The sequence below is a fragment of the Bradyrhizobium sp. CCBAU 51753 genome (assembly GCF_015291565.1).
Lineage (GTDB): Bacteria > Pseudomonadota > Alphaproteobacteria > Rhizobiales > Xanthobacteraceae > Bradyrhizobium > Bradyrhizobium ivorense.
Genome location: NZ_CP030037.1, coordinates 7070465 through 7090005, shown reverse-complemented (window position 1 = coordinate 7090005; position 19541 = coordinate 7070465). Strand labels below are relative to the sequence as shown.

Here is a 19541-nt window from a genome sequence, read left to right as displayed (position 1 = left end):
ACAACCTGTGGTGAAATGCCGTCGGCTTGGCGACCGCCCGGCCACGCCCGGCCGGTCGACACTTGGCACGGCAAGCCCAACCCGGGGATTTCGAGGAGGACGACGATGAGAATACTGGTCAATGCCGCACTCGGCTGCGCCTTGTGCCTGCTTCCCGTTGTGCAGGCCGCGGCGCAATCAACGCCCAACCCGGCGATGAATGCGCCGGATCAGCTTGCCTGGCAGTTCTTCATCCAGGTGAACACCCGCGCCGGCGGCAGCAACGCCCTGTTCGAGACCTGGGCCAGCGACACCGACACGTTCAAGATGAATCCCGAGTTTCCGGCGACGGCGGCGCCGCTGGCGCTGCGTGAGCCCGCGGTGCCGGCGCTGGGACGGCTGGCGCTGCAGCGGGCGGGCAAGCTGCTTCCGGCAGTCCCGCCCGGCAAGGGCGTGCTGGAGGAGTCGCGGCGCAACAAGGACTCGTTCGACTTCATCGTCCAGAACAACCTGTACAAGGTGTCAGGCCTGCGCGCCGCCTTCGGCAAGACCATCTCATTTCCGGTCGGCGCGATGGAGGTCAAGGCAAACTGGATGTTGGTGACCGACATTCCCGAATTCAGCGGCGGCAGGGTGACGCTCGCCGATGTGCCAAAGGTGTATCACGTCAATACCGGCGCCGACGGCAAGCAATATGCCTTCGTCGCCATGCACATCATCTCCAAGGCGGTTCCGAACTGGACGTGGGCGACGTTCGAACACAAGTTCAATCCAGCGCGATGCGACATCATCGGCTGCCGGGATTCGTTCGGCGCGCAGACCAATCCGGTGCTGCCCAATGCGCAGCCGAACCAGGGCTATCCCGATTGCGTCAAGACTCCGGCGCTGCAGGCCATGATATCATCCGCCGACTGGGATCCGGCGTTTGCCAATTATTGCCTGAAGGGGTCGCAGACCGACTTCACGGACGCCACCGGGCTTGACATCCGTGTCGGCAATTCGGTCACCGAGAGCGGCTTCGTCGATCAATCCTCCTGCATCACCTGTCACGGCCGCGCGGCCTGGGACAGCAAGGGCACAGCGACCTCCTTCGCAGGGTTCGACGACAATGGTGCACCGCTCGGCCCGATCCAGCCGAGCTGGTACTGGAGCTTCTCCAGCCAGCCGCCGATCTTCCAGGGCATGAGCGGCCTGACGCAGATCGCGACCTCGGCCGACTTCGTCTGGTCGATCCCGTTCTGCGTGGTCGACGATACGCAGACCCCGCCGGTGCTCAACCGGAACTGCCAGGGCAAATGAGCGGTCGCGACCGGTGACGGGCCAAACGATAGAACTCGCCGGCAGCTATCGCGCCGCGCCGCCCGGCGCGACCGATGTCGGCGAGGTCGATCCCGACGAGCGCATCGTCCTGACCGTCTACCTGAAGCGGCGCACGCCCGACACCTTCGAGCCGGGCTGCGCCGAAGACCTCGCGCGGCTGTCGAAACCGGTCACGCGGCGCGCTCTGGCGGCGCAGCGCCGCCGCACCCACGCCCGCGCCGCCGCCCGCATCAAGAAGCTGGCGGCGAAGTTTCACGTCACGGTGCTCGAGATCGACCTGTCGCGGCGCATCGTCGTGCTGGAGGCCACGGCACGAACGCTGACGGAGGTGCTCGGCGCGACGCTTCGCATCTACGATGACGGCCGCAGCCGCTTCCGCGCCCGCGTCGGCTCCCTGGTGGTGCCAAAGGAGATCGCGCCATGGACTCGTGCCATCCTCGGCTTCGACCAGCGGCCGGTGTCGAGGCCGCAGCCGCGGTTGCGCGCACTCGCCGGTGCCGGTGCGGGTGCCGGACTATGGCCGACGGAAGTTGCAGCGCTCTACGGCATTCCGCTCGATCGCGACGTCTCGAAAGTCTGTGTCGGCATCATCGCGCTCGGCGGCGGTTACCTCGCCAGCGATCTGGCGCAGGCGCTGGCCGCCACGGGGCGCGCTGCGCCCAAGGTGATCGATCAGCCGGTCACGATCGGTGTGCCGCCCGGTGGCAACGCTGCGCCTGGCAATCAATTCGGCGGCGGCACGGTGTCGGACCAGGAGATCGCGCTTGATCTGCAGATCCTGGCAAGCCTGCTGCCGGGTGCGCGGATCGTGGTCTATTTTCGCCGGCAATACCATTCAGAGCCTGGTCGGCGCGATCAACCAGGCGATCTTCGACGCGGTCAACCGGCCGCAGGTGCTGTCGGTCAGTTGGGGCAGTGCGGAAATGTTCTGGAGCGCGTCCGCGCGCGACGCGATGCAGGGCGTGCTGGCCGACGCCAAGCGATTGAATGTCACGGTCCTGTTCGCCGCCGGCGACGAGCTCGCGACCGGAGGCCTGACCGACGGCAATGCGCATGTCTGGTTCCCCGCATCGAGCCCCTATGCGCTCAGCTGTGGCGGCACGCAGCCGGCCACCGCGGGACTGAATGAGGAAGTCGTCTGGAACGAGGGGGGCACCGGCACCGGTGGCGGGATCAGCGACGTCTTTCCGGTGCCGGCCTATCAATCCGGTCTGGCGCTGCCGCCCTCGGTCAATGATGGCGCGGTGCGGCGCGGCGTTCCCGACGTCGCCGCGGCTGCGGCCGGAACGCCGGGCTACCGCATCGTTCTCAACGGCAGTGTAATGATCAAGGACGGCACCAGCGCGGTCGCGCCGCTGTGGGCCGGGCTGATCGCGATCGCCAATGCCGGGCGCGACTTGCCGATCGGCTTCGTCAATTCCGCGCTCTACTCCAATGCGGCGCTGTTCAGGCAGATCGAACATGGCAACAACCGGGTGGACGGCAAGGGCTACGATGCAGGCCGCGGCTGGAACGCGTGCACCGGATTGGGCGTGCCGAAAGGCGCCGATCTGGTTGCAGCCCTGGGCGCGATCCCCGTGGCGTGACCATCACAAACAAAAACCCCGCCGGTGAGGGCGGGGTTCAGGTCGGGAGGATTGCACCGGAGGATCAGGCGGGGATGCGCTCGTCGGCCTCGTGCGGCTCGCGCAGCACGTAGCCGCGGCCCCACACGGTCTCGATGAAGTTGCGGCCCTCGGAGGCGTTGGCGAGCTTCTTGCGCAGCTTGCAGATGAAGACGTCGATGATCTTCAGCTCCGGCTCGTCCATGCCGCCGTAGAGGTGATTGAGGAACATTTCCTTGGTGAGCGTGGTGCCCTTGCGCAGCGAGAGCAGCTCCAGCATCTGGTATTCCTTGCCGGTCAGATGCACGCGCTGACCGCCGACCTCGACCGTCTTGGTGTCGAGATTGACCACGAGGTCGCCGGTCTGGATCACCGACTGGGCGTGACCCTTGGAACGGCGCACGATGGCGTGGATGCGGGCGACCAGCTCATCCTTGTGGAAGGGTTTGGTCATGTAGTCGTCGGCGCCGACGCCGAGACCTTTGACCTTGTCCTCGATGCCGGCGAGGCCGGAGAGGATCAGAATGGGAGTCTTGATCTTCGACACCCGAAGCTGCTTGAGCACGTCGTAGCCGGACATGTCGGGCAGATTGAGGTCGAGCAGGATGATGTCGTAATCGTAGAGTTTGCCGAGATCGACGCCTTCTTCACCGAGGTCCGTCGTGTAGACGTTAAAACTCTCGGATTTGAGCATCAGCTCGATCGACTGCGCGACGGCGCTGTCATCTTCAATCAGCAAAACGCGCATGCCAGTCCCCTTTAGTCGCCGCTCCGGGCGTCAGGTCGGCCGCACTTGCGGCACTCACAAAACGCCTTTGACAACTGATTCGGATCCTGACGAGCTATGGTTAACAAAAACTGATTCCTCCACGCAAGCTCTAACCGTGCAATTTTTGTCGAATCGCCCTAAGATATTGCGTAGAAGAAGCTTTTCCTACCCGCGCTCGTTCAGATTCCAGATTAAGAGCCGGGCCTAACCGACTCTCGCGACTCGCCCTTCTTCTGATGGGCAAGCGACCTCAGTCACCAAAGACAGTGACGCAATGATTAATGATGCGGGTAAACACGAAGTTAAGCGGCCGGGCCAAAATCGCGGAAACTTAAGGTTTTCGCAATGAAGGCCCTCGCGGAACAGATTACCGACATCGACGGCGTCAATATTTATGGCCGCGTGGTCGGCGTCCGCGGGCTGATGGTGGAGATCGCAGGTCCCATTCACGCGATGTCGGTCGGCGCCCGCATCGTAATCGAAGTCGGCGGCGGCCGCGTCATCCCGGCCGAGGTGATCGGCTTCTCCGGTGAGAACGCGGTGGTGATGCCGTTCGGCGGCCTCGAGGGTGTGCGGCGCGGCTGCCGCGCCGTGATCGCCAATGCGGCGAGCCAGGTGCGGCCATCGCCGGCCTGGCTCGGCCGCGTCGTCAACGCGATGGGCGAGCCGATCGACGGCAAGGGCCCGTTGCCGCAGGGCGCCTCGCCGATGCCCTACCGCAATCTGCCGCCGCCGGCGCATTCGCGCCGGCGCGTCGGGCCGCCGCTCGATCTCGGCGTGCGCGGGCTCAATACTTTCCTGACCTGCTGCCGCGGCCAGCGGCTCGGCATCTTCGCCGGCTCCGGCGTCGGCAAGTCGGTGCTGCTGTCGATGCTGGCGCGCAACGTCGATGCCGCGATCTCGGTGATCGGTCTGATCGGCGAACGCGGCCGCGAGGTGCAGGAGTTTTTGCAGGAAGATCTCGGCGAGGAGGGGCTGAAGCGCTCCGTCGTCGTGGTCGCGACCTCGGACGAGCCGGCGCTGATGCGGCGCCAGGCGGCCTATCTGACGCTGTCGATCGCTGAGTATTTTCGCGACGAGGACCAGGACGTGCTGTGCCTGATGGACTCGGTGACGCGCTTTGCGATGGCGCAGCGCGAGATCGGTCTGTCGGCTGGCGAGCCGCCGACCGCCAAGGGCTACACCCCGACCGTGTTCACCGAGCTGCCGAAGCTTTTGGAGCGGGCCGGGCCGGGCACGAGCGCCGGCACCATCACCGCGATCTTCACGGTGCTGGTCGACGGCGACGATCACAACGAGCCGATCGCGGACGCGGTGCGCGGCATCCTCGACGGCCATATCGTGATGCAGCGCTCGATCGCCGAGCGCGGCCGCTATCCGGCGATCAACATTCTCAAGTCGGTCTCGCGCACCATGCCGAAGTCGGCCGATCCCAATTTCCTGCCCTTCATCAACAAGGCCCGCCAGGTGATGGCGACCTATGCCGACATGGAGGAATTGATCCGGCTCGGCGCCTACCGGCCGGGTTCCAGCACCGAGGTCGACGAGGCGATCCGGCTGCACGAGCCGCTGGAGGCGTTCCTGCGCCAGGGCAAGGACGAGGCCAGCGGCCTCGCCGAGGGCTACCAGCAACTCGCTCAAATCCTTTCGGGTTTGGAAACGGAACGCTAACTTTGTCAGGCCATCATCGGCGCCACACCATTAGCGAAGCCGGCGGGGCCCAGCGGGGAGCCGGCTCTGTCCCGCGTTCAGTTTCGGGACTTCTGGGGAGTATGAGTCGATGAAGTCACGTGAAACGCTGATCCGCCTGAAGAAGTTTCAGGTCGATGAAAAGCGCCGCCGGGTCACCCAGATCGAAGGCATGATCGCCGACTTCCACCGCATGTCGGTGGAGCTCGAGCGCGAGATCCAGGTCGAGCAGGAGCGCGCCGGGATCAACGATCCCACCCATTTCGCCTATCCGACCTACGCCAAGGCGGCGATCCAGCGCCGCGAGAACCTGACCCGTTCCGCCGACGAATTGCGCGTCCAGCTCGAGGACGCCAAGGCGCTGCTGGCGGAAGCGTTCGAGGAATTGAAGAAGGTCGAGCTGCTCGACGAGCGCGACCAGGCGCGCGAGCGCGCCGAGGAGAGCGCCCGCGAGCAGGCCGACATGGACTCGATCGGGTTGATGCGCGCCCGTCTCGGCGTCATCGCCTGACGCGCTTCATCCACTGCCGACCACATCCGAGCCCGGGCCCTTGGCCCGGGTTTTTCGTTTTGAGGATGTCCACAACGGGGGCCACTGGTGGACCGTGGTGTCCCGAAATATGCTACGACCGGATCAGGTCTGGCGACCTGGCGATCGGCAGCGGTTGGAAATGAGGCGACGGGGGACGCGGGTTTTGGGGGCGCAAGATGCTGACGCCAGCTGAGCTGGTCTGGCTGATCGCCGCCGTCGCAAAGGGGGATCAGGCCGCCTTTGAGCGGCTCTACGCCGCGACCCGCGCGAAACTCTTTGGCGTCGTGCTCCGTATCTTGCGCAGGCAAGACCTCGCCGAGGAGGTCCTCCAGGAGGCCTACGTCAAGATCTGGAACAGCGCCGGACAGTTCAATCCAGCCCTGGCTTCCCCGATCACGTGGATGGCGTCGATCGCGCGCAACCGCGCCATCGACGTGGTGCGCAAGCGTGGCGAGGTCTCGCTGGAGGAGGAGCCGGCGGCCATGGAAGTCGCCGCGGATTCGCCCGATCCGCTGGCGCGACGGGAGATGACGGAAGAGTTGAAGCGATTGCTGGAATGTGTCGGCCGGCTGGAGCCGGATCGCCAGAAGCTCGTGCTGCTCGCCTATTACAACGGCTGGAGCCGCGAGCAGCTCGCCGCAAAGTTCGAGACGCCGGTCAATACGGTGAAGACCTGGCTGCGCCGCAGCCTGATGGATATCCGGGAGTGTCTTGGACTCTGAGTGATGGCCCTTAGCGAAGACCATATCGCGCTCGCGTCGGAATATGCGCTCGGCACGCTCGATGCCGGGGAGCGCGCCCAGGTCGAGAGCATGATCGCCGACGACGCCGAGTTCGCCGGCGTCGTGCAGGCGTGGGAGTTCAGGCTGGCTTCGCTGAACCAGATGGTCGGCGCGGTCGAGCCGCGCCCGGTGGTGTGGGACAACATCAAGGCCGCGCTCGGCCATTCCACCGAGCCGCAGGCGCCGCCGGTGCTGCCCGAGCAGCAGGCGCCGCCAGCGCTCCTGGAGCAGCAAGTGCCGTCGGTATTGCTGGAGCAGCAGGTGCCGCTCGTGCTGCAAGAAACGCCGCCACCCGCGCCGCCGTCGCCTCAGCCGCAGTTCGATCTCGACGAGATCAGGCAGGCCATCGGCGACGGCAACGTCATCGAACTCTCGACCCGCGTGAAGCGCTGGCGCCGCATCGCCTCGGTGGCGAGTGCGATCGCGGCGGCGCTGCTGGTGACGCTGAGCCTGCAGGTCTTGCAGCCCGATGCCCTGCCGAACGCGCTGCGGCCGAAGCCGCGCATCCAGACCGTGGAGGTGAAGGTGCCGGCGCCGGCGCTGACGCCGTCGTCGCAATATGTCGCGCTGCTGCAGGGACCGGCCGGCGGCCCGGCCTTCATCATGACCATCGACGGCGCGACGAAAAACTTTACCGTCCGCAAGGTCGGCGCCACCTCCGAGCCCGGCAAGAGTTTTGAGCTCTGGCTGATCTCCGACAAGCTGCCGCAGCCGCGCTCGCTCGGCGTGATCGGCGCCGGCGATTTCACCGCGCGCCCGGTGCTGTCGGGTTACGATCCCGACGTGATCAACGGCGCCACCTATGCGGTGACCGTCGAGCAGGCCGGCGGCTCGCCGACCGGCCAGCCGACCTCGGCGCCGATCTTCACCGGCAAGCTGATCGAGACGGTGCCGCCCGCATCGGACGCGCCGCCGCGGTAAAATTCTTTCCGTCATTGCGAGCGCAGCGAAGCAATCCATTGTCACCGAGAACGCGGAAAGATGGATTGCTTCGCTGCGCTCGCAATGACGTGGATAGCGCTCGATGTCGTACCGCACAAAAAGAAAACGCCCGTGGGGAGCGGGCGTTTTCAACAGTCAACTTGGGGGTAGTTGGGGGTCTTAAATATCCACGTAGCGACTTTGGGGGGCTGTAAAGAGACTACGTGAATTCCGTGAAACTCTCCTGTTTGCGAGCCTGCCGATCAACGGACCAGCGAGTTGCTCGAGCTTGTGATTGCAACCGGCTTGCCGGCCTTCATGACACGCGCCGTCTGGGTGTAACCCTCATCCGACGAGTTGTGCACCGCGATGCCGAAGCCGGCGACCAGGATACCAGCGGTCAGGGCAACCACGACGATCTTCAGATGCGTCATGCGATCTGCGCTATAGATCGAGTGGTTCATGGAAGTCTCCTGCCGCCTTCCTGCTCTTCGGAGATTTGTCGGTCGGCTGGGCCGGCCGGTTCAAAATCTCTCGCCCCGCTAACGTAGGATTCTCCGATTCCGTTCCCAAGAGGCCATCACAAGGCCGTGATGAGACGTGATCCGTTGCGATCAAAAGTGCCCCTTAGGGGCGTCCATTTCACATTAACATCCAGTAATATCAATCGCTTGTTCGAGCGGTGGAGTGCCAGATCCCAGATAGGGCCGTTCCGGACGGTTCCACAACAAATCAGTTGCCTGTGACGCAAAAGCACGCCGCGAAAAGCGGCTGATTTGCCTCCACTTAGACGCTGCCGACCGTCTTCAGCCGGGCGCGCGGATGGATCTCGGCCTGCGACAAAACGGTGGTCTGCGAGCGGAACCGTTCAACCAGCGAGCGAACGAAAGGACGGATCGCGGCCGACGTCACCAGCACCGGGGCCTCGCCTTCGCGCGCCGCCTGCTCGAAGGCGTTGCGGACCGCGGTCATGAACTCCGAGAGTTTTGAGGGTTGCATCGCCAGGCTGCGGTCGTCGCCCTGGCCCACGATCGACTCGGCAAACGCCTGCTCCCAGCGCGCTGACAGCGCGATCAGCGGCAGATAGCCGTTCGGCGAGGTGTTTTGCGCGCAGATCTGCCGCGCCAGCCGGGCCCGGACGTGCTCGACCATGGTCGCCGGATTGCGCGAGAACGCCAGCGCGTCGGCGATGCCCTCGAGGATGGTCGAGAGGTCGCGGATCGAGATGCGCTCGGCGAGCAGCAGCTGCAGCACGCGCTGGATGCCCGAGATCGTGACCTGGCCCGGAACGATGTCCTTGATCAGCTCGCCCTGTTCCTTCGGCAAGTCCCTCAGCAGCTTCTGCACCTCGCCGTAGGACAATAGGTCCGCCATGTTGGTCTTGAGCAGCTCGGTCAGATGCGTCGACAGCACCGTGGCGGCGTCGACCACGGTGTAGCCCTTCAGCGCGGCCTCCTCCTTCAGGCCGGCATCGACCCAGGTCGCCGGCAGGCCGAAAGTCGGCTCCAGCGTGTTGATGCCGGGCAGCTGCACCTGGTTGCCGGCGGGGTCCATGACCATGAACTGGCTCGGCCAGATCCGTCCCGTACCGGCATCGACCTCCTTGATCTTGATTGCGTAGCTGTTGGCCTCGAGCTGGACATTGTCGAGGATGCGCACCGCCGGCATCACAAATCCCATCTCGACCGCGAGCGAGCGGCGCAGTGCCTTGATCTGCTCGGTGAGGCGGTCGGTGCCGTCGGGGCCGTTGACCAGCGGCAGCAGCGCGTAGCCGAGCTCGATCTTGAGGTCGTCGATCTTCAGCGCGGCCGAGATCGGCTCCTCGGCGCTGGCCGCGGCCGCGGCGGCGGCGGGGGCTGCAGCGGCGGCGGCCTCGGCGGCCTTCGCCACCCGCTTCTGCTTGCGCGCGCTCCAGGCCAGCGCGGCGGCGCCGGAGCCGAGCGCCAGGAACGGCAGCGTCGGAATGCCCGGCAGCAGCGCCAGCACCAGCATGACGCCGGCCGACATGCCGAGCGCCTGCGGGTAGCCGGAGAGCTGGCGCATCAGCGCCTTGTCGGCGGCGCCGGTGATGCCGGCCTTGGAGACGAGCAGGCCCGCGGCGGTCGAGACGATCAGCGCCGGCACCTGGGTGACAAGGCCGTCGCCGACGGTCAGCACGGTGTAGGTGCGGGCGGCTTCGCTGAAGGAGAGGCCCTGCTGGGCGACGCCGATGATGATGCCGCCGACGATGTTGATGCCGACGATCAGAAGGCCGGCAATGGCGTCGCCGCGGACGAACTTCGAGGCACCGTCCATGGCGCCGAAGAAGCCGCTTTCGTCCTCCAGCGCCTTGCGGCGCTCCTTGGCGGTCTTCTCGTCGATCAGGCCGGCGGAGAGATCGGCATCGATCGCCATCTGCTTGCCGGGCATCGAGTCGAGCTGGAAGCGCGCCGCGACCTCGGCGATGCGGCCCGAACCCTTGGTGATGACCACGAAGTTCACGATCACCAGGATCGCGAACACGATGATGCCGATCACGAAATTGCCGCCCATCACGAAGTTGCCGAAGGCTTCGATGACGTGGCCGGCCGCCGCCGTGCCCTCGTGGCCGTGGCTCAGGATCAGCCGGGTCGAGGCCATGTTCAGCGACAGCCGCAGCATGGTCGAGATCAGCAGGATGGTCGGAAACGAGGAGAATTCCAGCGGCGCCTGGATGAACAGCGAGGTCATCAGGATCAGGATCGAGACGATGATCGAGACCGCCAGGAACAGGTCGAGCACGATCGAGGGCAGCGGCAGGATCAGCACCACCAGGATGGTGAGGACGCCGACCGCGAGCGCAATGTCGCCGCGTTTGAGGATGTCGCCGATTTCGGCGAGGCTCGGCAGTCCGTTCTTGCCCGCCGTGCCCTGACCCGCTGTGACGTCGACCATGGTAGCCGTATCCCCCCGCGACTGGCGGCTGCGAGCGCCAAACGTCTGCGCGGCGGCCGAAGGGCCGCCGTTTCGAAAGTGAGGCACCGCGCTGGCGTCCACGGGGATCTCCACCCGCTAGTCGCGACCGACGACACTCGACTTCACTGGGCAATTCTTGCCGGGTGTATGGTTAGCAAAGGGTTAATAAGCGCCCTCTCAAGGCCGCGCGGGGACGTCGCGGGCGCCGGGCACGCGGGATTCCCCGTCGGCTGTGGGGGCGGGGTAGCGGCCTCTATCTCAGCGCACCGAGCACGGCGCCCGATGCGGCGATGATGCCGAGCGTGATGACGCTGGCGCGCCACAGCAATTGCTGCCGGGCGGCGCGGCGCTCGTGGAAGGCCAGCCAGTCGTGGACAAAGCCGGCGGGGATGTCGAACACCACCGCCGACTTGTTGCGATGGTGCGTCTCATGCTCGCAGTACATCGTCCGGACCGTCGGCACACCCAGCCGCTCGAGCTCGCAGTGCCACTCCCAGGCATGCTTGCCGTTCGTCCAGCGATTTTCGAAAGGGACAACGTGTGATTCCATGACGAGCCTCCTGGCTCACCTGAACCCACGTGACCATTCTAGCCCAAGATGCGAACCGGCGCGAGATCGGTGTCGGCCGCCCTTGCGGCAATCACGACGCCGCTAATTGGCGGGCCGCATCCATCTGCGCCAATGCGTCGGCTGGATGTCGAGATGCCTGCTGCCGGCCTGGTCGACCCATTCGGCGCCGTCGCGGTGGCAGGGGAACATGAGCGCGTGGACCATGCCGTCATAATCGAGGACACAGACCTCGAGCTCGCGGTCCGACGGGGCTGACGCAACGGGTAACCACTCTGCTGACGACGAATGCATGATGACCCTCCGACAGGTTGCGCTTCGATCCTCATACTTTGCGAACTGCGCGCCATCCGGCGGGATGATAGAACCGGATGGCGGGCCGCCAGTGTGAACCGGCTCGCATTGTAGCAGTTTCTTCGTCAGCATGGATCACGGATCGACGGCCGATATTCCCGGGGCCGGCGGAACGCGGCGCGGATTGAACTTGTCGGCCCGGCGCCCGACCAAATGCAAACCGAACGACCTTCGTCAGGGATGCTGGATGCCAAACCCGATGCGCCGCACCATCGCATGGACAAGAAAGCACGGGCTCGTGACGCCGGGACTTGCCGCGGCGATCTTGGCTTGTGTTGCGACCGCCGCAGCCGCGAAGCCGCCCGGCGCCGAGGCCGTGATGATCCGCATGATCGCCTGCGACGGCGAGGGCGTCCGGATGGAGGTCTATCTGCCGCTATCGGTCGATCGCCATATGCGGGGCGGACAATCGGTGATCGGCTACTACACGCTCGATCTGACTGACGTGAACAAGGGCAAGCCGCTTGAGCCGGTGCGCGTCACCCTGAGCACCGACGAGAAGACCGTGACCGTCGATCAGTACCTCCGCGGCCTGCCGCCGACCCGCATTCCGGTCGCCGGCGGCACCGTCGACTTCGACCAGCGGTTCGCAAAGCACGCGAAGTGCGGCCCGTTCCAGTCGCAGGATCCGAATTTCGGCAATTAGGTGCGCGGTCTCGCGACCTCCCCATGCCGTCGTCCCGGAAGCGCGTCCCGGCGCTACTGCATGCCTAATCTCTCGGCATGTGGCTTGACCCGTAGGCGAAAGCCGACGAAGTTCGCGCCGCCGTGGATACTTATTCTAAATACTCCCCCCGATACGCCCAGTTTATTCCCGACTCGCGCCGGGCATGGCTGCGGCTTGCCGTTGCCGTGGTCATCGGTTCGCTCGGCAGCGTCGGCATGTGGTCCGTCGTCGTGGTGTTGCCGGTGGTGCAAACCGACTTCGGCGCCACCCGCGGCACCGCCTCGCTCGCCTTCACCATGGTGATGCTCGGTTTCGGCATCGGCCAGGTGGTGACCGGCAAGATTAGCGACCGCTACGGCATCGTCGCCGCGATCGGCGTCGGCATCGGCATTCTGGGTCTCGGTTATGTCGGCGCCGGCTACGCGCCGTCGATCTGGGCCTTCAACCTGCTGCATTTCGCCATCGGCCTGTCGTCGGCCGCGACCTTCGGCCCCCTGATGGCGGAGGCCTCGCACTGGTTCGAGCGCTACCGGGGGCTCGCGGTCACGATCGCGGCGAGCGGCAACTATGTCGGCGGTACGATCTGGCCGCCGCTGGTCAATTTCGGCATGCAGAGTTTTGGCTGGCGCTCGACCCATATCGCGATCGGCATCTTCACCGCCGTGACGATGGCGCTCGCGCTCGTGGCGTTGCGCCTGTTGATGGGCGCGGCTGTCAGGCGCAGCCATGCCAACGCAGCGCCACCGCGGGTCGACTTGCGGCTCTCCACCAACGCGCTGACTGCGATCCTGGCGCTGGCCTCGATCTCCTGCTGCGTGGCGATGTCGATGCCGCAGGTCCACATCGTCGCCTATTGCGGCGACCTCGGCTACGGCGTGGCGCGCGGCGCCGAGATGCTGTCGCTGATGCTCGGCTTCGGCATCATCAGCCGGATCGGCTCGGGCTACCTCGCCGACAAGATCGGCGGCCTGCGCACGCTCTTGATCGGTTCGATCGCGCAGGGCGCGGCGCTGCTGTTCTATCTGTTCTTCGACAGCCTGACCTCGCTCTACATCATCTCGGCGATGTTCGGCCTGTTCCAGGGCGGCATCGTGCCGAGCTACGCGATCATCGTGCGCGAGGCGATGCCGGCGTCGGAAGCCGCGACCCGGATCGGCATCGTGATCTTCGCCTCGGTGTTCGGCATGTCGTTCGGCGGCTGGATCTCAGGCGTGATCTTCGACGCCACCGGCTCCTACGCCGCCGCCTTCGCCAATGGCCTCGCCTGGAACCTGCTCAATGTCAGCATCGTGCTGCTGCTGTTGATGCGCGCGCGGCAGCGGCGGCTCACCTCTCCCTTGGGAGAGGCATCGGCCGCGTTTCGCGGCCGTCCTTAGTGACGCCGAAGCGAAGCTTCGGCTATGGCGTAGCGCCGGGTGAGGGGTTACGGTCTCTCATTGGAGCTGGCGGCCCTCACCCGATTTGCTGCGCAAATCGACCTCTCCCCGTCGGGGAGAGGTGGACCGAACCCGAGCAGTCACACCGCCTGGCCGGCCTTGCGCAGCGTGCAGCCGGTGATCTTCAGACTGCCGTCGGCCTGCCGCTCCAGCGTGTAGAGCGCTTGCCAGGCCTCGCCATTGGCATCGACGATGTCGACGCGCTGCGCGATCCAGTCGCCCTCGGTCCTCGCCTCGCCGAACTCGAAACTGCGGTGGCGATAGACCGGGGCGTAGCTCTGCTGCACCATCGACATGAAGATGTCGGCCTGCGGAAAGATCTGCCGGATTGCCGGCGCGGCGTAGGAATAGGCGGCCGCGGCATCGTCGCGGCCGAAGGCCTGCTCCTGCGCCCGGATCACCTCTTGCGCTGCGGTCACATCGGCGGCCGCCGCCGGCATGATCAGGGCGAAGAGAAGCACGGTGATGAGGGCGAGCGCGCGCATGCGGGACTCCAGCTCGGATACCTGCAGATGCGCAGCATATCATAGGCCGGTTTCCGCGGCCTCCAGGGCCAAGCGGGGCGGCCTAAAAATCCCAGCGGCAATGGATCGACGGCGGCCAGAACTCGGTCGAGCAGGCTTTGGGCGACAGCCAGTTCACGAAGAAGATGCAGCCGTACAGGATTGCCGCCGATACGAAAATCGACGTGATGAGCTGCCGTTTGGGCTTGGCGGGCGCATCGTGCATGGCCCTGATTAGTCGCCCCGAGCCGCCTGCCGGTTCGAAGGCGGCCCGCGCCGGTCAGCGGATCGAGCCCTTGAAGCGGTCGATGTCAGGGGAGGGACGCGCGGGAAACAGCCGGGCGGTCGAGGAGACGTCGAGCCGGCGCCGGCACTTCTGCTCGTCGGCGTCCCTGTTGTCGCTGCCGTCCTTGTTGCTGTAGCGCTTCCTGGCGAACACATCGTCCTGCCGGTTGACGATCAGCATGCTGCCGTCACGCTCCAGCGTGTCGGGGTTCTTGCGCGCCTCGTCGGAGCGGAAGGTGCCGCGCACGATCTTGCCGGTCATCTCGTAATCGCAGCCGGCCTTCCAGTCGCCCTGGTCCCACTTCCAGCCGGTGGCCTTCACGGTGCCGTCGCTGTCGGTCGTCACCTTGATGATGGCGTTGTAGGCGAGCCAGATCCCGGTGATGCCGCTGCGCTTGTCGTCAAAGCCTTCGAGCAGCGCCAGCCGCTCGCGCTGCAGGGCGTCGACATGGTCGCGGGCATCGACGGTGGCGTGGATCTGCGAGGTGGTCTTTTCCCAGGCCGGATGCAGGAATTCCGGATATTGCTCGGTCTGGCTCTTCACCCAGTGACGCTGGTCGTCGATCAGCGCGCGCCGCGTCGCTTCGTCGAGCCGCGGCTGCAGCGCTTTCCAGGCGCGGTTCAGCCTGATGTCGTTGTCGGCGAGATCGGGGTCGGCGCAGATTTCCTCGTCGGTCGCGGTCTCCGGCCTGGTGCAATCGAACGTCGGGGTGACGAAGGCAGTGGTCGCCTTGTCGGACGTTGCCTCCTTGCCGGCGCCAAAATAGCTGCCGGTGATCTGCGCCATCGAATCGCAATCGCTCAGGCCGGCCCAGTCGTCGTCGCCATCGCTCCCGACGATGCGCAGCGTGTCGCCCTGGCGGCGCATCCTCAGCGACGGCGGCTTCGCGGGCTTGCTGCGGGCATCGGCGCTTGCAGGCTTCTCCGCCTCCTTGTCGGCGAGCACGGGTCCCGCGAGCCAGCCTGTCGCCGCGGGCTTCAGCAGCGCGCCGAACCTGCAGCCGCGGTGCCGGTTGCTGCCGTAGTCGGATTGCAGCTCGACCGCGACGCGATAGGCGCCGTCGTCGGCCGGCGAGACGCTGATCTTGCCGAAGGCGTTGATCCATTGGCCGGCAAGGCCCGGGCGGCCAAAACCGTCGGCGATGCCGTCAAGCGCCGCGATGCGCCGGCGCAGCGTCTCGGCAAAATTCTGCCTGAGCTCGTCCTCGTCGGCCTGGGTCATCGTGTCGGCGGCCTCCTGGATCATCTCGTTGAACCAGGCCTGGTCGCGCTTCAGCAGCGGCTTGATGTTGGGCGGCGTCTTTGCCAGCGCGGCATCGAACGCCTTGTCGATCTGTCCGATCTGCATGTCGTAGCCGGCCTTCTTGCAGTCGGCCGTCTTGATGCGGTCGCTGTCGGTATCGCCGCACAGCCTGATCGCGGTCGGTGCGCTGCTCGAGGCGCGCAGATAGTCGTCCAGCGCCAGCGACGGGCGGGGGAGCAGGACCGTGATGGCCGCGGCGAGGGCGGCAAACCGTAGCGAGCCGGACATGGAGATGATCCGCGGGCCGCGCCATGCAGCCCCTTGCGGCTTGGGTCGCACGCCGCGCCCGCCGGGTTCAAAACGACGGCGGCGTGCAGGCCGAGATCACCTCGCAGGCCTTGGCGCCGATGCAGCGGAAGCGGTGCGGGCGGCGGCTCTCGAAATAATAGGCGTCGCCGGCGTTGAGCACCCGCCGCTCGTCGTCGACGGTGACCTCGAGCCGGCCGGAGACCACGATGCCGCCTTCCTCGCCCTCGTGCTGCAGCGGCACCCGCCCGGTGTCGCTGCCGGGCTCGTAGCGCTCCTTGAGGATCTGCAGGGCACGGCCGAACAGATTGTCGCCGACCTGCATGTAGGAGATCGGCTTCTTGCCGATCTCGGTGAGTTCCTCGGCACGGTAGAATGCCTTGCGCGGCCGCTCCGGCTCGATCGCGAAGAATTCCGCCAGTCCCATCGGGACGCCGTCGAGGATGCGCTTCAGCGCCCCCACCGACGGGTTCATCTGGTTGGATTCGATCAGCGAGATCGTCGAATTGGTCACCCCGGAGCGCTTGGCGAGCTCGCGCTGCGACAGCTTGGCGCGCGCACGGATGAATCGCAGCCGTCCGCCGATATCGACGCTCATGACAAATCCCTGTTGCAGGTGTTGCGGATCGAACAAATCTTGGCAGACCGCCTCAATCAGATCAATGGCTTGCGCTGCGACAGAAAAGGACTTGTTGAGTGATGGGAAGCGTGGTCCGACTATAGGAAACTCATAATGGAGCGCCCGCCGTGACCGTTCATCAGATTCCGAACACCATCAAGACCGACTCGTTCTGGATGCCCTTCACGGCCAACCGGCAGTTCAAGAAAGCGCCGCGGCTGTTCTCCTCCGCCAAGGGCATGTACTACACCGCGGTCGACGGCCGGCAGGTGATCGACGGCTCCGCCGGGCTGTGGTGCGTCAATGCCGGACACGGCCGCCCGCAGATCGCGGCCGCGGTCGAGCGCCAGCTCTCGACGCTGGATTTCGCGCCGTCCTTCAACATGGGCCATCCGCTGGCGTTCGATTTCGCCGAGCGCCTTGCCGAGATCGCGCCGAAGGGGATGGACCGCATCTTCTTCACCAATTCCGGCTCTGAATCGGTCGACACCGCGCTGAAGATCGCGTTGGCCTACCACCGCGCCAACGGCCAGGCGACCCGCACCCGCCTGATCGGCCGCGAGCGCGGCTATCACGGCGTCGGCTTCGGCGGCTTGTCGGTCGGCGGCATGGTCGCCAACCGCCGCCAGTTCGCGACCCATCTGCCCGGCGTCGATCACATCCGCCACACCCACGATCTCGCCCGCAACGCCTTCGCCAAGGACCAGCCGGATCATGGCGCCGAGCTCGCCGACGACGTCGAGCGCATGGTGGCGCTGCACGGCGCCGACACCATCGCCGCGGTGATCGTTGAGCCGGTGCCGGGTTCCACCGCGGTGCTGCCGCCGCCGAAGGGCTATCTGCAGCGGCTGCGCGAGCTCTGCACCAAGCACGGCATCCTCCTGATCATGGACGAGGTCATCACCGGCTTCGGCCGCCTCGGCACGCCGTTCGCCGCCAATTTCTTCGGCGTGACGCCGGACATGATGACCACCGCCAAGGGCATCACCAATGGCAGCGTGCCCTGCGGCGCGGTGTTCGCGAAGCGCGAGATCTATGACGGGCTGATGGTCGGTCCTGATAACGCTATGGAGCTGTTCCACGGCTACACCTATTCGGCGCATCCGGTGGCCTGCGCGGCCGGCCTTGCCACGCTCGACATCTACAAGGACGAGGGCCTTCTGACCCGCGGCGCGCAGTTCGCGGAGTACTTCCGCGACGGCCTGCACTCGCTGAAGGGCCTGCCGAACGTCATCGACATCCGCAATCTCGGCCTGATGGGCGCGATCGAAGTTAAGCCGCGCGACGGCGCGGTCGGCGCGCGCGGCTACGACCTGATGGTCGACTGCTTCAACAACGGGCTCTATTTGCGCATGAGCGGCGACTCGCTCGCGGTGTCGCCGCCCTTGATCGTCGAGAAGAAGCACATCGACGACATGGTCTCGATCCTCGGCGATGCCATCAAGCGCGTGGCCTGATAATTGCTAGGGCTTAAGTGCCGAAGCTGATGAAACTACGTCGAGGTGTGGCGGCAAGGAAAACTGCGTCCCCTCTCCCGCTTGCGGGGGAGGGTTAGGGTGGGGGCTCTCTCCACGAGTCGTATCGTGGAGAGAGCCCCCACCCGGATCCCGCAAGCGGGAGAGGTGCACGGATCCTGCGGCAGCATCGAGTCAATCCAACATCGAGCTTCAGCTCGATACAAATTGCTGTCGCCGCTGCGGAGCAGGATGGTTTCGCAGCGGCGATAGCGTTTTTTGCTGCAGGATGTGAGGAAAAGTGCAGGTCCTAGTTCTCGGCAGTGGCGTGATCGGCGTCACCTCGGCCTATTATCTCGCGCGCGCCGGCCATGACGTCACGGTGATCGATCGCCAGCCGCGGCCCGCGCTGGAAACCTCCTTTGCCAATGCCGGTGAAGTGTCGCCCGGCTACTCCTCGCCCTGGGCCGGCCCCGGCGTGCCGGTGAAGGCGGTGAAGTGGCTGTTGATGAAGCACGGCCCGCTGGTGATCCGCCCCAAGCTCGATCCGGTGATGTGGTGGTGGCTGCTCAAGATGCTGCGCAACTGCACCTCGGCGCGCTATGCCGTCAACAAGAGCCGGATGATTCCGATTGCGGAATACAGCCGCGACTGCCTGCAGGCGCTGCGCGGCGAGATCGGCATCAAATACGACGAGCGCGCCCGCGGCACGCTGCAGCTGTTCCGCTACCAGGCGCAGCTCGACGGCACCGCCGAGGACATCGCCGTGCTGAAGCAATATGGCGTGCCCTACGAGGTGCTCGACCGCGACGGCTGCATCGCCGCCGAACCGGCACTGGCGCTGGTCAAGGACAAGGTCGCCGGCGGCTTGCGCCTGCCGCACGACGAGACCGGCGACTGCCACATGTTCACCCAGGCGCTGGCGCTCGAAGCCGAGAAGCTCGGCGTGCGCTTCCAGTTCAATGTCGGCATCGACGGCCTGAACGCAGATACGACGCGCATCACCGGCGTTGCGACCAGCGCCGGCGTGATGACCGCCGACGCCTACGTCCTCGCGCTCGGCAGCTATTCGCCGCAGCTGGTGCGGCCGCTCGGCATCTCGCTGCCGGTCTATCCGGTGAAGGGCTATTCGATCACGGTGCCGATCAAGGACGCGGCCGGTGCGCCGGAATCCACCGTGATGGACGAGAGCTACAAGGTTGCGATCACCCGGCTCGGCGACCGCATCCGGGTCGGCGGCACCGCGGAGATCTCCGGCTATTCGAAGAAGCTCTACGCGGCGCGACGCGCCACGCTGGATCATTCGCTGACCGACATGTTTCCGCGCGGCGGCGATCTCGCCAGGGCCACCTTCTGGTGCGGCCTGCGGCCGATGACCCCCGACGGTCCGCCGGTGATCGGCAAGACGCGCTACGCCAATCTGCATCTCAACACCGGCCACGGCACGCTCGGCTGGACCATGGCCTGCGGCTCGGGCCGCGTGCTGGCCGACATGCTCTCCGGCAAGACGCCCGAGATCGACACCAAGGAACTGTCGATCACGCGCTACGATCACCGCTTCGGCTGAGGCGGTGCG

General features: G+C 65.8%; 19 protein-coding genes and 1 pseudogene. 11 read left to right on the top strand and 9 right to left on the bottom strand.

The genetic code is table 11. The annotated features are described in order from the left end of the window. Positions 1 to 105 precede the first annotated feature (105 nt). The 3 genes and pseudogenes from XH93_RS32445 (at position 106) to XH93_RS42540 (ending at position 2885) form a co-directional block, all read left to right on the top strand. Entirely contained in the window at positions 106 to 1278 is a 1173-nt protein-coding gene (locus XH93_RS32445; protein ID WP_194470573.1) for a hypothetical protein, read from the top strand. 13 nt (positions 1279 to 1291) lie between these two features. Then, positions 1292 to 1690, top strand: a pseudogene (locus XH93_RS42545) (protease pro-enzyme activation domain-containing protein); the annotation flags it as partial. Positions 1691 to 2192: 502 nt separating this feature from the next. Further along, positions 2193 to 2885, top strand: coding sequence for a S53 family peptidase (locus tag XH93_RS42540; RefSeq protein ID WP_246799356.1), 693 nt, complete (start codon positions 2193 to 2195; stop codon positions 2883 to 2885). Between the two features lie 64 nt (positions 2886 to 2949). Here XH93_RS42540 and ctrA read toward each other — a convergent pair whose 3' ends face one another. Further along, positions 2950 to 3651, bottom strand: coding sequence for a response regulator transcription factor CtrA (ctrA, locus tag XH93_RS32435; protein ID WP_016848562.1), 702 nt, complete (start codon positions 3649 to 3651; stop codon positions 2950 to 2952). 366 nt (positions 3652 to 4017) lie between these two features. Here ctrA and fliI point away from each other — a divergent pair, with 366 nt between their 5' ends. The 4 genes from fliI to XH93_RS32415 all read left to right on the top strand — a co-directional run bounded on the left by fliI (position 4018) and on the right by XH93_RS32415 (position 7596). Continuing rightward, entirely contained in the window at positions 4018 to 5343 is a 1326-nt protein-coding gene (gene fliI / locus XH93_RS32430) for a flagellar protein export ATPase FliI (RefSeq protein ID WP_194470571.1), read from the top strand. Between the two features lie 109 nt (positions 5344 to 5452). Then, positions 5453 to 5872 (top strand): flagellar export protein FliJ, encoded by a 420-nt coding sequence (fliJ, locus tag XH93_RS32425; protein ID WP_139863773.1) that lies wholly within the window; start codon positions 5453 to 5455, stop codon positions 5870 to 5872. Positions 5873 to 6069: 197 nt separating this feature from the next. Then, the gene (locus XH93_RS32420; protein WP_139485837.1) at positions 6070 to 6615 is read left to right on the top strand and encodes a sigma-70 family RNA polymerase sigma factor; all 546 of its coding nucleotides are present in this window, start codon (positions 6070 to 6072) and stop codon (positions 6613 to 6615) included. A 3-nt stretch (positions 6616 to 6618) separates the two neighbouring features. Continuing rightward, complete coding sequence (locus tag XH93_RS32415; RefSeq protein ID WP_194470570.1) at positions 6619 to 7596, top strand: anti-sigma factor domain-containing protein; 978 nt, start codon at positions 6619 to 6621, stop codon at positions 7594 to 7596. Positions 7597 to 7859: 263 nt separating this feature from the next. On the opposite strand, the gene XH93_RS32410 is transcribed toward XH93_RS32415, so the two are convergent. The 4 genes from XH93_RS32410 to XH93_RS32395 all read right to left on the bottom strand — a co-directional run bounded on the left by XH93_RS32410 (position 7860) and on the right by XH93_RS32395 (position 11392). Then, entirely contained in the window at positions 7860 to 8060 is a 201-nt protein-coding gene (locus XH93_RS32410; protein WP_139485839.1) for a hypothetical protein, read from the bottom strand. Between the two features lie 322 nt (positions 8061 to 8382). After that, positions 8383 to 10509 carry a flagellar biosynthesis protein FlhA gene (flhA, locus tag XH93_RS32405; RefSeq protein ID WP_194470569.1) on the bottom strand — a complete coding sequence of 709 codons (2127 nt, stop codon included), beginning with the start codon at positions 10507 to 10509 and terminating at the stop codon, positions 8383 to 8385. 274 nt (positions 10510 to 10783) lie between these two features. Next, complete coding sequence (locus XH93_RS32400) at positions 10784 to 11080, bottom strand: hypothetical protein (RefSeq protein WP_194470568.1); 297 nt, start codon at positions 11078 to 11080, stop codon at positions 10784 to 10786. Positions 11081 to 11182: 102 nt separating this feature from the next. Then, entirely contained in the window at positions 11183 to 11392 is a 210-nt protein-coding gene (locus tag XH93_RS32395; RefSeq protein WP_172627083.1) for a hypothetical protein, read from the bottom strand. Positions 11393 to 11639: 247 nt separating this feature from the next. On the opposite strand from XH93_RS32395, the gene XH93_RS32390 reads away from it, so the two are divergent. Together XH93_RS32390 and XH93_RS32385 are read left to right on the top strand one after the other, a co-directional pair. Beyond that, the gene (locus XH93_RS32390) at positions 11640 to 12098 is read left to right on the top strand and encodes a hypothetical protein (protein ID WP_246799355.1); all 459 of its coding nucleotides are present in this window, start codon (positions 11640 to 11642) and stop codon (positions 12096 to 12098) included. A gap of 122 nt (positions 12099 to 12220) precedes the next feature. After that, on the top strand, positions 12221 to 13495 hold the full coding sequence (locus XH93_RS32385; protein ID WP_194470567.1) for an MFS transporter: 1275 nt from the start codon (positions 12221 to 12223) through the stop codon (positions 13493 to 13495). Positions 13496 to 13635: 140 nt separating this feature from the next. On the opposite strand, the gene XH93_RS32380 is transcribed toward XH93_RS32385, so the two are convergent. From XH93_RS32380 to XH93_RS32365, 4 genes are all read right to left on the bottom strand, one after another. Next, positions 13636 to 14040 (bottom strand): DUF4864 domain-containing protein, encoded by a 405-nt coding sequence (locus XH93_RS32380; protein WP_194470566.1) that lies wholly within the window; start codon positions 14038 to 14040, stop codon positions 13636 to 13638. Between the two features lie 82 nt (positions 14041 to 14122). Further along, the gene (locus XH93_RS32375) at positions 14123 to 14284 is read right to left on the bottom strand and encodes a hypothetical protein (RefSeq protein WP_172627085.1); all 162 of its coding nucleotides are present in this window, start codon (positions 14282 to 14284) and stop codon (positions 14123 to 14125) included. A 54-nt stretch (positions 14285 to 14338) separates the two neighbouring features. Further along, positions 14339 to 15874, bottom strand: coding sequence for a lysozyme inhibitor LprI family protein (locus XH93_RS32370; RefSeq protein ID WP_194470565.1), 1536 nt, complete (start codon positions 15872 to 15874; stop codon positions 14339 to 14341). Positions 15875 to 15941: 67 nt separating this feature from the next. After that, on the bottom strand, positions 15942 to 16490 hold the full coding sequence (locus XH93_RS32365) for a cupin domain-containing protein (RefSeq protein WP_194470564.1): 549 nt from the start codon (positions 16488 to 16490) through the stop codon (positions 15942 to 15944). Positions 16491 to 16639: 149 nt separating this feature from the next. Between XH93_RS32365 and XH93_RS32360 the strand changes: the two genes are divergently transcribed. Beyond that, positions 16640 to 17968, top strand: coding sequence for an aspartate aminotransferase family protein (locus XH93_RS32360; protein WP_244626796.1), 1329 nt, complete (start codon positions 16640 to 16642; stop codon positions 17966 to 17968). Between the two features lie 298 nt (positions 17969 to 18266). Next, entirely contained in the window at positions 18267 to 19532 is a 1266-nt protein-coding gene (locus tag XH93_RS32355) for a D-amino acid dehydrogenase (RefSeq protein WP_194470563.1), read from the top strand. The last annotated feature ends 9 nt before the right edge of the window (positions 19533 to 19541 follow it).

Bases quoted from the DNA above. Each gene is read 5' to 3' on its own strand.
- XH93_RS32445 (WP_194470573.1), top strand. From the start codon at position 106: ATGAGAATACTGGTCAATGCCGCACTCGGCTGCGCCTTGTGCCTGCTT.
- ctrA (WP_016848562.1), bottom strand. From the start codon at position 3,651: ATGCGCGTTTTGCTGATTGAAGATGACAGCGCCGTCGCGCAGTCGATC.
- fliI (WP_194470571.1), top strand. From the start codon at position 4,018: ATGAAGGCCCTCGCGGAACAGATTACCGACATCGACGGCGTCAATATT.
- fliJ (WP_139863773.1), top strand. From the start codon at position 5,453: ATGAAGTCACGTGAAACGCTGATCCGCCTGAAGAAGTTTCAGGTCGAT.
- XH93_RS32420 (WP_139485837.1), top strand. From the start codon at position 6,070: ATGCTGACGCCAGCTGAGCTGGTCTGGCTGATCGCCGCCGTCGCAAAG.
- XH93_RS32415 (WP_194470570.1), top strand. From the start codon at position 6,619: ATGGCCCTTAGCGAAGACCATATCGCGCTCGCGTCGGAATATGCGCTC.
- XH93_RS32410 (WP_139485839.1), bottom strand. From the start codon at position 8,060: ATGAACCACTCGATCTATAGCGCAGATCGCATGACGCATCTGAAGATC.
- flhA (WP_194470569.1), bottom strand. From the start codon at position 10,509: ATGGTCGACGTCACAGCGGGTCAGGGCACGGCGGGCAAGAACGGACTG.
- XH93_RS32400 (WP_194470568.1), bottom strand. From the start codon at position 11,080: ATGGAATCACACGTTGTCCCTTTCGAAAATCGCTGGACGAACGGCAAG.
- XH93_RS32395 (WP_172627083.1), bottom strand. From the start codon at position 11,392: ATGCATTCGTCGTCAGCAGAGTGGTTACCCGTTGCGTCAGCCCCGTCG.
- XH93_RS32390 (WP_246799355.1), top strand. From the start codon at position 11,640: ATGCCAAACCCGATGCGCCGCACCATCGCATGGACAAGAAAGCACGGG.
- XH93_RS32380 (WP_194470566.1), bottom strand. From the start codon at position 14,040: ATGCGCGCGCTCGCCCTCATCACCGTGCTTCTCTTCGCCCTGATCATG.
- XH93_RS32375 (WP_172627085.1), bottom strand. From the start codon at position 14,284: ATGCACGATGCGCCCGCCAAGCCCAAACGGCAGCTCATCACGTCGATT.
- XH93_RS32370 (WP_194470565.1), bottom strand. From the start codon at position 15,874: ATGTCCGGCTCGCTACGGTTTGCCGCCCTCGCCGCGGCCATCACGGTC.
- XH93_RS32365 (WP_194470564.1), bottom strand. From the start codon at position 16,490: ATGAGCGTCGATATCGGCGGACGGCTGCGATTCATCCGTGCGCGCGCC.